9 protein-coding genes are annotated in these 13,083 nt (G+C 44.8%); 3 read left to right on the forward strand and 6 right to left on the reverse strand.

Features of this window, described 5'->3' with window-relative positions:
* From QUA40_RS24865 to QUA40_RS24880, 4 genes are all read right to left on the reverse strand, one after another.
* On the reverse strand, positions 1–3,599 hold a 3,599-nt coding region (locus QUA40_RS24865), incomplete at its 3' end, for a DUF4347 domain-containing protein (protein ID WP_333130836.1).
* 493 nt (positions 3,600–4,092) lie between these two features.
* Positions 4,093–4,971 carry an inositol monophosphatase family protein gene (locus QUA40_RS24870; RefSeq protein WP_333130838.1) on the reverse strand — a complete coding sequence of 293 codons (879 nt, stop codon included), beginning with the start codon at positions 4,969–4,971 and terminating at the stop codon, positions 4,093–4,095.
* 97 nt (positions 4,972–5,068) lie between these two features.
* Entirely contained in the window at positions 5,069–6,196 is a 1,128-nt protein-coding gene (locus tag QUA40_RS24875) for a cupin-like domain-containing protein (protein WP_333130840.1), read from the reverse strand.
* Positions 6,197–6,420: 224 nt separating this feature from the next.
* A complete protein-coding gene (locus QUA40_RS24880; protein ID WP_333130842.1) occupies positions 6,421–7,278 on the reverse strand; it encodes a PfkB family carbohydrate kinase in 858 nt (285 codons plus the stop codon).
* 69 nt (positions 7,279–7,347) lie between these two features.
* Here QUA40_RS24880 and rsmI point away from each other — a divergent pair, with 69 nt between their 5' ends.
* Positions 7,348–8,229, forward strand: a complete 882-nt coding sequence (gene rsmI, locus QUA40_RS24885; protein WP_333130844.1) for a 16S rRNA (cytidine(1402)-2'-O)-methyltransferase — start codon at positions 7,348–7,350, stop codon at positions 8,227–8,229.
* Positions 8,230–8,339: 110 nt separating this feature from the next.
* A complete protein-coding gene (locus tag QUA40_RS24890; protein WP_333130846.1) occupies positions 8,340–9,557 on the forward strand; it encodes a glycosyltransferase in 1,218 nt (405 codons plus the stop codon).
* 197 nt (positions 9,558–9,754) lie between these two features.
* Here QUA40_RS24890 and QUA40_RS24895 read toward each other — a convergent pair whose 3' ends face one another.
* Positions 9,755–10,744, reverse strand: a complete 990-nt coding sequence (locus tag QUA40_RS24895; protein WP_333130848.1) for a DNA cytosine methyltransferase — start codon at positions 10,742–10,744, stop codon at positions 9,755–9,757.
* A 142-nt stretch (positions 10,745–10,886) separates the two neighbouring features.
* On the opposite strand from QUA40_RS24895, the gene QUA40_RS24900 reads away from it, so the two are divergent.
* On the forward strand, positions 10,887–12,152 hold the full coding sequence (locus tag QUA40_RS24900) for a folylpolyglutamate synthase/dihydrofolate synthase family protein (RefSeq protein ID WP_333130850.1): 1,266 nt from the start codon (positions 10,887–10,889) through the stop codon (positions 12,150–12,152).
* Between the two features lie 5 nt (positions 12,153–12,157).
* On the opposite strand, the gene QUA40_RS24905 is transcribed toward QUA40_RS24900, so the two are convergent.
* Positions 12,158–12,733, reverse strand: a complete 576-nt coding sequence (locus QUA40_RS24905; RefSeq protein ID WP_333130852.1) for a Uma2 family endonuclease — start codon at positions 12,731–12,733, stop codon at positions 12,158–12,160.
* Positions 12,734–13,083 lie beyond the last annotated feature (350 nt).

Here is a 13,083-nt window from a genome sequence, read left to right on the forward strand (position 1 = left end):
GGTGTGGGAGTGACTGGTGTTGGCGTTGGTGTGGGAGTGACTGGTGTTGGCGTCGGTGTGGGAGTGACTGGTGTTGGCGTCGGTGTGGGAGTGCCAGTTGTTGGCGTTGGTGGGGGAGTGACTGGTGTTGGCGTCGGTGTGGGAGTGACTGGTGTTGGCGTTGGTGTGGGAGTGACTGGTGTTGGCGTTGGTGTGGGAGTGACTGGTGTTGGCGTCGGTGTGGGAGTGACTGGTGTTGGTGTGGGTGTCGGTGTCGGTGTCGGCGGTGCTAAATCGTTATCCGCGATCGCCACTGTCACCCCTGGCACCACAACCGCATTATACTTAGCATCTGTGCTGCTCACAGTGTGAGTGATACTAACGCTCTGTGCGCCTTCCACAATCGTATCATCAACAGCTTTCACCGTAACGGTTTTAGGATTATTCCAATTATCCGCAGTGAAAGTGATCGGGGCGATCGCCTCTATCTGCTCACCTGTTGTGAGAGTGATAGTTACAGGCGCGATCGGCTGCGACATTAATTGGATGTCATAAATGCCCGCCGGGCCACCTTCAGTAGCAGTTGTTGCCGTGGGAGTAATAGAAATACCAGCGGTATCATTGTCTTTATTGGTAATGCTAACATCCGCTACATCTTTGTTGTTGTAAATCGGATCTGTACTAACAGTAGCCACCGTGACTATTTTGTAGCCAATATCGCCGTCAACAATGCTATCGTTAACCCCTGTTACTGTTACTGGTTGCGCTGTATTCCAGTTAGCAGTAGTGAAAGTTATGCTATTAGTCGAAACTGTTCCCTCGGCAACATTGTCACTGGTCAAACCGATAGTCACATCAGCAGTCGGCTGAGTATTCAGAACCACAGTAAAGTTAGCCTTGGTGCCATCTTCACCAGTAGTTAATCCTGCCGTGGGATTCACCGTAATTCCCGGAGTTTCATTGTCACTGTTGGTAACGGTGACATCATCAGGATCGAGGTTATTGTAATTAGGCTCTGTGCTGACAGCAGCGGCCGTGACAATTTTGTAAGGTAGAGGGCCATCAGCTACCAAATCGTCAACACCACTCACCGTTATTGGTTGCGGTTGATTGTAGTTAGCGGAAGTGAAAGTTAAGCTATTAGTTGAAACTGTTCCTTCGGCAAGATTGTCACTCCTCAAACCGATGGTAACGTCAGCAGTGGGTTGAGAGTTGAGTTTGACGGTAAATTCTGCCTTGCCACCGACTTCACTTGTAGTTAATGCTGTTGGGTTAATAGTAAAGCCAGCTTTGTCATCATTAGTAATATTTGTGGTAGCGGTAGCAGTGGTAATTGTCGGGGTTACGCCCGGGCCTGTGGGACTTGAAAGGGTGATGACAAGGGTTTCGTCGGGTTCAACTATCGTGTCGCCTAATACATCCAGAGTAATGGTTTTGGATGTTTCATCGGCGGCAAAATTAATTGTACCAGTAGCAGCAGTTGCCCCAGAAGTGCCGCCGATTTTGTTGTAATCGCTGAGGTTTGTAGCTGTACCTGCGATCGTATAATTGACGCTACTTGCCCCGCCTGTGTTGCCGCTGCGAGTCGCGGTGAAAGTCAGAGGTTTTGTGCCGCTATTGCCTTCAGAAATGCTGGCAGTACCGGCGGCGATGGCATAAGAAACTGTACCGTTGGCTGCAATAGTTAATGTTGTTTGTTTGGTTGTACCTGCAATGCCTCCGGTGATTTTGCCCAAGTTGAGGATTGCGGTTTCGGCGTTTTCAGGTAGATTGTCAGGTTTGATAGTGACTGCAACAGTTTTGGTGAGTGCGTCACCTGTTGCACCGGCGGGGAATGTAATCGAGGTAGGGGAAAAGGCGTAGTCGGAATTTTCGGTGGCTGTGCTGCTGGGGTCGATCCCAATTGGTACTGTTACATCAGCAAAAGGAGTGCCACCGCTGAGAGTGACGGGAATATTGACTGTGGTATCTGTTGTTCCTTCAGTGCCAGCGTAGGTTGCAGCCCCCAAATTAACTGTATTCGGTGTATTTAGCAGAATTGAGACATCTTTAGAGGTAAAGTTTGGGGTCGCTAAATCCAACTGGCCGTCAGCATTAAAATCTGCCGCAGCGATCAAACGAGGAACAGTTCCTACACTAAAATTGACTGCTGTACCAAAACTGCCAGTACCATCCCCTAACAAGAGTGAGACGTTGTTAGAACCGCTATTCGATGCGGCTAAATCGGTTTTGCCGTCGGCATTAAAGTCCCCCGCAACCACAGATTCGGGAGATGATCCGACACTAAAGTTGGTAGCAGTACCAAAATTACCCGTACCATCCCCCAACAAAACTGAAACGTTGTTAGAACCGCTATTCGATGCAGCGAGATCGAGTTTACTGTCGCCATTAAAATCGCCTGTAACCACCAAGTGATTCCCTGTCCTCGCGCTAAAGTTAACGGGGGCGCTAAAGTTGCCCGTACCATCTCCTAACAAAACTGAAATATTGTTAGTGGCGCTATTGTTCGAGGTGACTAAATCGAGTTTGCCGTCGCCGTTAAAGTCGGCTGTGGCAATAGTAAGAGATGCTACTGTATTAATGGTAGCGGGAGTGCTAAAGCTACCGGTACCGTCTCCCAAAAGAATTGAAAGGTTGTTGCCACTCAAAGGGGCTGTGGCTAAATCTAACTTGCTATCTCCATTAAAGTCGCCCGCAGCGATTGACCGAGGATTTATCCCTGAACCAAAGTTGATAGGATTGCCAAAAGTTCCAGTACCTGTCCCCAGCCGGATGGAAATGAAATTCCCGTTAGCGCCACTAATAGGATTGGCTACAGCTAAATCGAGTTTGCTGTCTCCATTAAAGTCGCGCACTGCAATGGAATTGGGAATCTCGTTGCCGGGGTTAAATAAGTTAGTAGCAGTACCAAAGCTGCCCGTACCCGTCCCCAACAATATGGAAATATCTCTGGAGTTGAGGTTGATCACGGCTAAGTCGGAGAAACCGTCGCCGTTAAAGTCGCCCGTACCAATTGATAAAGGAGTGGCCGTTGGGGCCAAACCCGCACTAAAGTTAGTAGCCGTACTGAAGCTGGACAGAACGTGGTTGTAAGCCCCCAGCACTTCTGGTCGAAATGCTAAAGGTGTGGCAATTTTCCCTGCTGTTACTTCTAGGAACCAGTTGCCGCCTTTTGCTGCACTTCCGGTGAGGTTTTGCGAAGCAGCAACCGACGCGCCGGTTAACTCACTCAGGCGTTTTATAAATGCTTTACCTGTCTCGCCTGCTGCTACGTTGCACCCGTACAAAAGAATGTGAGGTCGATTGTTGGGGATTGAGTCGTTTCGTGGCGAAAACCACTGCTGTAGATTGTGCCGATCGCGCTCTATATCATCTAAACTCCAGCTACCGTCGCCGAGTTGCAAGCTGCCGGGAGCACCGTGAGAAATGATGTGAATGCTGTCAATATTGCTGCGAAGAGCTAAAATTTCTGTAATTTGGTCGCTCGAATCCCGGTTCACATCCAAAACAACTACTTCTGTACCGGGTTTTACCCCGGTAATCAAACTTTGATAATCTTCAACTTGAGTGTCGATAAAGGCGATCGACCTTACTGAAACTGGAATATTTAAATTGGGCATAATACACCTGACTGGGGTTTCAAAAAAATACAAAAATTCCGCAATTTCGTGACTGGCGTCCGAAACTAAATAACCACACAAAATTAATTACAGAAAGACTCCTTGCTGGGCAAGGGTTTCAGGAGAAATATTGTGTAATTAATTTTGCACAACTACTTATCTATCAATTTTTATTTATACAGACACACCCTTTCTCCGTAAAAACCCGGTGAGTCTTCATCTTTTGTCCTAAAAATAACAGTTTTTTTACAGAAAATATGTAAATTTTTCTTAAAAAATACTTAGTTAATTAAACTTTTGATAAAAATGTGGAAAATACTTAAGTATTATTACTGTAAAAAATGCGATATTGATTTACCACAAATATTTATTAAACGTAAGTGCAATTATATAGAAATTTCAAACTCAGTAATTTTGATACATACTTTAGGGTGCGTAAGCAATTAGTCGTGCAGAAAATACGGTCTTCTAACGCACCCTACTAAACTTTTGATTACTTCAAACCCCCATCTATCTCCGCTAAAATCTGCTCAGCTTGCCCGCACAAAGCCGCGTGACAGCAACCGTTACTCGCCAACAATCCCCCCCACTGACTGACATCTCCCCGGTTGTATTGCAAAGCAGTACCGTCAAAACGAGTAAATCGGCCGCCCGCTTCAGTCAAAATTAATTCCGGTGCCGCTAAATCCCAATCTTTCGGTGCAGACTTTCCCGAAAGCGCAATATAAACATCAGCCTTTTGTTCGACAATAGTCGCAATTTTACAGCCGATACTGCCGACAGCTATTTGATTTTGACATGGCAGTTTGTGCAATAATTGATTAAAGCGCTCGCCCCGGTGACTGCGGCTGGTTACTATAGGTAAATCTGCCAGTATATTTCGCGCCGAAACCTGCAATTTGACTGCAGAACCTGCCCGACTTTCCCCAAAAGCACCCGCATCCCGGATTGCGTAATAAATTTTTTGCTGTTGGGGCCAAGCCACCACTGCCAATATCGGTCTTCCCTCGAACGCTAAAGCAATGTGAACGGCAAATTCCCCTGTCCTGTCAATAAAATCTCGCGTTCCATCCAAAGGGTCAATAATCCAAACCCAACTTTGAGGTAAGGGAATTTGACCGTTTTTTTCTAAATAAGATTTGTAAGTTTCTTCGCTGAGATAGGCAAATTCTGCATTCCCTAAAGCCGACTGCAATTCGTCGAGAATGTAAGAATTGACAGCGACATCGGCGGCGGTAACTGGGCCGTCTTTTTTTTCTTGGATGTCGAGGTTAGGAGTGTTGGAATCCTGCCGATAATAGGATTGTAGGATATCTGATGCACTCCAGGCGATCGATCGCGAAATTGCGCTTAATTCTTCGAGAGTTTTCATGAATTTCTTTATTTTGAACCGCAGATGAACGCAGATGAACGCGGATTTCAGTAGGGCGGTGCCTCCGCGGCCGCCCCTGGGAACAATACATTAGCAATTACCAATTAATATGAGGATATTTCCATTCATAATAATTAGGAAACACAAAATTAGTAAACGAAACCGAAATACTAACCTCCAATGATTTTACATGATGCCACCAACCGACCGGAATAAAGATAGCCTCTCCCGGTTCCAAAATTAATTCAATAATTTTCGCATCTCTGTAAAGCGGGTATTTGTCATAATCGGGATTTTCGCCGTCCACCTTGCTGAAAACTCCGACGTGATTGTAAAGCAGAGGTGTTTGCTGCGGAGAAATCAATTTAATTAGTTTGCGACCCGACACTTGAGCTAAAATTAAATTAACTGGGTCATGGTGCAGCGGTGTAATCGTGCCTTTCGGACCGAACCAAAAGAAAACTCTGCCTTTTGTATCCGTCGGATTGAGGTATTCTGGGAATATTTCAATGTCGTTAAATAGCGGTTTAAATTCCTCTCTTTCCAGAGTTTGATTGTTAGCAACCATGTAGTAGTCGTTGCTAGGCCCGCCCTTGACCACCATCTCTACATATTTACGGAACAAAACAATTTTTTTGTGATTTTCTATCTTAATTTCATAATTCGGGTCTGAGTTGCGGTTGGCTTGAATTTGTACCTCTGCATCGCCATATTTTTCCTGTAAATACTCCGGCGTCCACAACTGCAACGCTTTCCAGTTGTGCATGATATTAGTAATAATTACTGGAGTATTTTTGGCGTAGTAATTTTCTAGAAAATACTCTCGGGAAAGGCTGCTTTTGCGTTCGATTGTGCCAAACTTGGAAGACAATGCAGCTAATTGATTGTTAATCCTGAGATGCGATTCTAATTTCTGCAATAACTGTACGTAATGGCTACCTGCTTGAAAGTACGGATGAGAGGATATCGCCGTAACTTCTGCGGTGGCTGTTTCCGCATCAATACCCGTACTTACTAAGGCTTGAATGATTTCTGCGTCAGGTTGATTTAATAATTTGTTAGCCGCCACCCACTGTTTCATATTGTCGGGGACTTCTGGTTTACTTGGCGCTGCGAGTAGATTGGGCAAGTTTTGCGTCAGCCATTCTAGATTAACCTGTTGTTGCTCGCTTAGGGTAATCCGTAAAGGGGGAAGAGTGATAGTTAGGGGTTGGGTGTCAGACATGATTCGGGTATATTGTTTTGGGAATGTTTGGTTTGAGGTTGTTTCACTAATATAGCAATTTTAACGAACCGCGAAAGCGCTAAGGGCGCGAAGGAAGAGAAGAGGGAAGTTCACAAATTTTGTCGAGGTTGCTGTCCGGATTTTAACTCAACAAGTGTTGCCAGTTCAACTTTTCTAGCTTTGAGCGGTTTTAACCGGATAGTTTGGTTAATTTTAATTTAAAATTAACCCTTATTCATCCAGGCGCGGGTTCCGAAGTTTTTGCAAGAATCGGAAGCGGTTTTAGCTGCTGCGGTGAGAGTATCTGTAAAGTTATTTTGCCAAATGTAGTGGCAGAAAGCGCCGTGAAAAATATCGCCAGCGCCTAAAGTATCTGTGGCTTGAATTTGAGGTATTTCTATAGTGCCGTAACTGCCATTGCTGAGGTATAAAATGGATTTATCACCGCGAGTGATGGCAATATTGGAAATGCCGGCTGCTGAGAGATAAGCAAAGACTTGTTCTGAATTGTCGCAGTCTGGCGGATAAAAGTTATCCGAACATACCGCCCATTCAATAAAAGGTAAGATTTCTTCTAATCCGGGTTTCCAACTGCCACCGTCGAGGAGAATGGGAATGTTTTTTGACTGGGCAAGTTGAGCAATTGCTTTGCTGGCTGCGATTTGATGTCCGTCAAGCAGTACAATATTAACGGATGTTAACATATCCTCGTTAATTGTTTGACTGTCAACTTGCGATTTCGTAGCATTGATGGAAATTACCGATCGATCGCCCGTTGCTTCAGTTACAATAATCGAGGAAACTGGTGGCGAGTGCGATCGCCCAGGCTCCAAATCGATTATCCTGACATTATACTCCGCTAAGTCTGCACGAATTAATTGGGCGATCGCGTGAGTACCCAAAACACCAGCCCATACCGCCGCATTCCCCAAATAGCTAAAAGTGACCGCAGCATTTGCCGCCGGCCCGCCCGCAGCAATGGTACAATCAGAAGCAACAACTTTCTGATTTTCACCCGGAGGCTTCTGGGCCAAATAAACTAAATCTAAAGTTGCCAATCCCAAAAACAATCCGGTTTTCATATCTTCTTAAATATGTGGCATGGGCGTCCCGCCCGTGTCCCATCTGCGGTTAAAAATCCCACTCTTAAAATGCAAGCAAATCCCACCACAGGAACACTTTACATCGTAGGAACCCCGATCGGCAACCTCGAAGACATGACATTTCGCGCCATCCGCATCTTGCAAACAGTAGACTTCATCGCCGCCGAAGATACCCGCCATACAGGCAAACTCTTGCACCATTTTCTAATCAAAACCCCCCAAATCAGCTATCACGAACACAACCAACACCAACGACTCCCCGAACTCATCGACAAGCTGCATTTAGGAAAAGATATCGCCCTCGTCACCGATGCCGGAATGCCGGGAATTTCCGACCCCGGATACGAGTTAGTCAAAGCCTGTGCCGATGCTAATATTAACATTATTCCGATTCCCGGCCCGACCGCCTGCATTGTTGGCATAACTGCATCAGGATTACCGACAGAGAGATTTGTATTTGAAGGTTTCTTACCCGTGAAAGGTCAAGAACGCCAACAAAGTTTAGAAGCTTTGCAAATAGAATCCCGCACTATAATATTATACGAATCTCCCCACCGATTGCGACAAATTTTACAAGATTTAGCAAATAGTTTGGGAAGCGACAGACAGATTGTGCTGGCGAGAGAGTTAACTAAAATGCACGAAGAGTTTTGGCGTGGTAGTATAGAAAGTGCGATCGAGCTTTACACCAATCGCGAACCCCAGGGAGAATTTACCCTCGTAATTGCCGGTATCCAAACAGCCGCCCCAATATTTTCCGAAGATGCCATTAAAGCAGAATTGCAAACATTAATTGCAGAAGGCATAAGTCGTTCCCAAGCCAGCCGCCAGCTAGCGCAACAAACATCCCTCCCCCGGCGCCAAATCTACCAACTCGCCCTCACAATTGGCGACAATGAATCAGGAGAAGAACCCTTAGATGAATTGTGAATATCTCTCTTCTCTTCTCCTTTGCGCCCTCTGTGCCCTCTGCGGTTCATAAAAAAAATCTTGTTCACACAACAAATAACATTGCTATACAATAATACCAAAAAACTTCTATGGTACGCGGAAACTACGATCGACAAAAACCATATTTACGCAACCCCCACATCAACAAACCAATCGCCGAAATTTATGCAGACTTAGACGCCTTTAGCTGGGAGATATTTGAAGACCAACCCCACCGCTTCGATACCGTCAGTTTCTACGTCTTGCTTCCCCCACTGTTTTACGAAGGGCGTTTCATCAAAGGAATTTACTTCAGCGAAGCAGTAGAACTCATCAACAAACTATTTCCCCAACTTTCCTCAGTATTTTTCTCCTTCACCTATTCCCCCGGAACGTCCTATTCCTGGGCCCCCATAGCTGACGCCTACTCTAGTTTATACAAAAACCCGCAGCGAGATAAGTGGTTTCGCGAGACTTATGTCGATCGCGCTTACAAACCAATCATACCACTGCAAGACACCGACTTCATCAACGAATACTTAATTTCCCCGCGCAACGTCCCCGCCAAAGACATAGACTTGTTAGCCGTCGCCCGAATTTCCGAAGAAAAAAATTTGCCAATCATAGCCAAAGCCTTAAAAGTTTACCGCCAAAAATATCCGCAAAAACCGATAAAATTAACAGTAGTCACCGGCCACGACTTTGATGCTAGCAACCTTAAAACTCTCGACGAGTACGCCTTAAAAGAATGGCAACAAATAGAGACAATTTTAACCAATCCCTCCGACTACATTAACTTAGTGCCGAGAGTTGACTACTACAGCGAAATCCCCACATATTATTCGCGAGCACAAGCATTCGTCCTCGGTTCCCTCCTCGAAGGAAAAAACCGGGGGATTACCGAAGCAATGAGTTGCAACGTACCAGTAATTTGTTTTGAAGAATTCAACCAATACGCCAGAGGAAACTCGCCTGTTTTCCCTGAAGGTGCGGGCCTTTACGCCAAATTCGACCCAGAATCTCTCGCAGATACTATATATACAGTATTGGAAAATCAAACAGAATTTAAGCCGCGCTATCAATATTTAAAACATTGCGGGCGCAAAAACTTTTTCAATACTTGTATAGACAGTTTTCCTTACTACCAGCACAACATTCCCGACTACAAACCGGGAGATGCGATTAACAATTTGTGGCTGGATTTAGCAGTTCAGCAAAATTATCAAATTAGCTTAAACAGCTTTTTGTACGGAGGTTCTCCCTTGTCTCATATTCGCGGGACAAATGCGATTCAGCACAATCTCAGCGAGTTAACCAAATTTTTGTGAGAATCTGTATAGTAAACTAGACTTATTGGATTAATATTTGATTGATACGGAAACCGCAGATAAATGCAGATTATTTTTAATAAAACTCGGCGGTTTAAACTAATCCTACACAAACTTTCGGTCGCTGAAGCGCTGGCGCGCTGACTTCGCCCACGCGGAGTAAAAAATCAACAGAGAGATGCGGGATAAGGTTTGTTTTAGAAGGCAGAAATATCGGCAAAAATTTTACAGGCTAACATCCTAGCCAAATTCACAGGAACAGCATTGCCGACCATTTTGTATCCATCAGCAATATACTTGTACTTAAAAATAAACTCATCCGGGAAAGTCTGAACTCTCGCGCACTCTCGCACAGAAAGCCGACGGTAAGGCTGAGGAGAATTGGGATCAAAAATGCGCTTGTCTTTGCCAACCAAAATCATTTTACTAGCTTGAGGATGGAGAGGTGCGTGTCTGCCACTTGCCTGAATAGTAAAAGAAGGTTCACACCAACTTCTAACTCGATTGCGCGACATATAAAGGCTGGAAAACCCCAAATCCGCACATTCGTGATTTGGGACAGAATCGTGATAATTATCTAATTTACCCTTAACTGACATAGGGGCGATCGCCTGCAAATCAAAAATCGCATCTTTCAGCGTCAAAACATCGGTTCCAGGTTCGGGAAACTCAAAACCAAAACCCAAAGTCTGTCGATAGCCAACAACAATCACCCTTTGCCTATCTTGCGGAACACCAAAATTTCTAGCATTCACCAACTTGTATGAAACCCGATACCCGATGTCCTCAAACTGCGATAATATATAAGTGAAAGCATCCTTGTTTCTGGGAGCCAAAATACCGCTAACATTCTCAGCTAAAAAAAACAAAGGCTGCTTGTCCCGCACAATTCTGATATACTCCCAGAAAAGTTGGCCTCGACTGTCATCAATCCCCCGTTTAGCGCCTGCTTCACTCCAACTTTGACAAGGAGGTCCCCCGATTATCCCAATACAGTTGGGAATTTCATCAGAATTAATTTTTCTGATATCTCTGGGATCTAAAAAAGTTTCAGGATGATTAAAATTATACGTATCCCAAATAGACTTATCATATTCATTCGCCCAAACCGGATTAAACCCAGCTAAGCGAAAACCCAAATCCAACCCCCCACAACCAGAAAACAGAGAAATAATATCCAAAGCCACCTTTTTTAACCCGCAATAAATACAATAAATCAATTATAAACCTCTCTTTTATTAGATATCTATCTCTTTCTTCTCTCACTCTGCGCCCTCTGCGGTTAATAAAAAAATATAATTCACACACAAACAGAGTTTATCATCCTCAATGAATGCAGAATCCATCCTCCAATCCTACCAACACTTCGGCGTCCATCTCGGCTTAGAAAGAATTCACCAACTTCTCCAAAAACTAGACAACCCCCACAAACAAGTACCCATTATCCACATTGCCGGCACCAATGGCAAAGGTTCCGTTTGCGCTTATCTTTCTTCCGTACTAACAGAAGCAGGCTATCGAGTCGGGCGCTACACATCCCCACATCTAATCGATTGGACAGAAAGAATTTGCATCAACCAAAAACCGATTTCCCCAACAGAATTGCAGCAGTGTCTCCAACGAGTTGTCGCCGCCACCGAAAACAACAACGAAACCCCGACTCAATTTGAAATAATCACCGCCGCAGCTTGGCTGTATTTCGCCGAACAAAAAACAGACATCGCAGTCATAGAAACTGGATTGGGCGGTAGATTAGACGCGACTAACGTTTGCGAAACACCCCTCGCTAGCGTCATCACTTCTATCAGTCTCGAACACTGGCAAATACTCGGCCCCACGGTGGCAGATATTGCTGGGGAAAAAGCGGGAATTCTTAAAGCAAAATGTCCGGCAGTTATCGGGGAATTGCCAGAATCAGCTAGAATAGTAGTAGAAAAACGCATTCAAGAATTAGACTGTCCGGCAACTTGGGTAAAACCAGCAATAGATTTAGGACAAGGCTTCGCAGAATATCAGTTAAATCAAAATGCGGTTAAAATAAAATATCAATTGCCGCTGCTGGGGAAAATTCAACTAATGAATTCAGCAATTGCGATCGCAACTCTCGAAATTCTCCAAAACCAAGAATGGCAAATCTCCCCAACCGCCATCGCCAACGGTATAGCCAAAACCCAATGGCCCGGAAGACTCCAGCAGACTACTTGGAAAAACCGCAATATATTAATTGACGGGGCGCACAACCCCGCCGCAGCGATCGCCCTGCGTGAATATGTCGATCGCCTGAACAATCACCCGTCACCGATTAACTGGGTAATCGGCATTCTTGCGACTAAAGACTGCGATGATATTTTGAAAGCATTACTCAAAAAGGGCGATCGACTTTACTTAGTACCCGTACCCGATCAAAACTCATCATCCCCCGCAGAATTAGCCACCCTAGCTCAAATTATCTGCCCGGAATTAACACTCTGTCAAGCCTTCCCCGACTTAACCACAGCCTTAGATGCTGCTGTTACAGGCGACAACCTCACAATCCTTTGCGGTTCGCTTTATCTCGTCGGCTATTTTCTGCAACAACAACAATCCCAAGCTTAAACGCATCAGAATTGTGTTTCTTCCTCCGTAAAGATAGGAGGCCACAATTCCGAAACGGGCAATTCCCAACCGGGAAAAAGTTCTGCTACTGTTAAGATATCGCCATTTCCTAAAACAGTCGGTTCACCTGTAGAGCGATAAATAGTCACTGTTTCTTCATCAGGATCGATCAGAATTCCGACGATCGCACCCAATTCTATAAACTTCAAAACCTTGGCTTCTATAGGCTTAATGCGATCGCTCTGAGATTTAATCTCAACAACCAAATCGGGGACAAGTTCTCCAAAATAACGCGGACTTTGGCGCAAGCGGGCGGCGCGGACAAAAGAAACATCCGGTGCTTTGACATTCGTATCCGGCATGATGAAACCGCCTGCGGAGTCAAACACTCTCCCCAAGCGACGGGGATAAACCCAGTTACCCAGCAAGCGAATCAAAATACTGCTGATTTCACTGGATACGATGTCTGATGGCCCCACAATTGAAAGTCTCCCGTCTTCTAGTTCAATTTTGTAATCTAAACCCGCTTCGGAAAAAAGGGTTTGAACTTGGTTTAAATCTTTGAGTGTCATCGCTGGCATAAGAATTTTCTCCTATTCCGATCTGAGCTTTGATTTTAACACGAGTCAAATTTATGAATATTTTATTAATTCAGACTATATTTCTGCAAATCATCAATCAAGCTGAATGGAGAAAGGCGATCGCACGGGATAAAGAAACCAGGTTTTTAGGATAAGCGATCGTTCTTATCAACAAACATTTACCTCTAAAATAGTCGAGATTGGCTTATGCAGATTTCTCCTCCGACTCCGCGTTGTGAAGAGGCGGTAATTTCATCATTCGATAATAACTTAGGCTCTCCTGAGTTTATGGTGTAAAATGTACCTAATAATACATTTACCGTTATGAGCTTCCATCTAGACTATCTATT

The sequence above is a fragment of the Microcoleus sp. Pol11C3 genome, from assembly GCF_036701485.1.
GTDB lineage: Bacteria > Cyanobacteriota > Cyanobacteriia > Cyanobacteriales > Microcoleaceae > Microcoleus.

Excerpts from the sequence above, each read along its gene's own strand:
- QUA40_RS24890 (WP_333130846.1), top strand. The coding sequence starts at position 8,340 with ATGGTACGCGGAAACTACGATCGACAAAAACCATATTTACGCAACCCC.
- rsmI (WP_333130844.1), top strand. The coding sequence starts at position 7,348 with ATGCAAGCAAATCCCACCACAGGAACACTTTACATCGTAGGAACCCCG.
- QUA40_RS24875 (WP_333130840.1), bottom strand. The coding sequence starts at position 6,196 with ATGTCTGACACCCAACCCCTAACTATCACTCTTCCCCCTTTACGGATT.
- QUA40_RS24880 (WP_333130842.1), bottom strand. The coding sequence starts at position 7,278 with ATGAAAACCGGATTGTTTTTGGGATTGGCAACTTTAGATTTAGTTTAT.
- QUA40_RS24900 (WP_333130850.1), top strand. The coding sequence starts at position 10,887 with ATGAATGCAGAATCCATCCTCCAATCCTACCAACACTTCGGCGTCCAT.
- QUA40_RS24905 (WP_333130852.1), bottom strand. The coding sequence starts at position 12,733 with ATGCCAGCGATGACACTCAAAGATTTAAACCAAGTTCAAACCCTTTTT.
- QUA40_RS24870 (WP_333130838.1), bottom strand. The coding sequence starts at position 4,971 with ATGAAAACTCTCGAAGAATTAAGCGCAATTTCGCGATCGATCGCCTGG.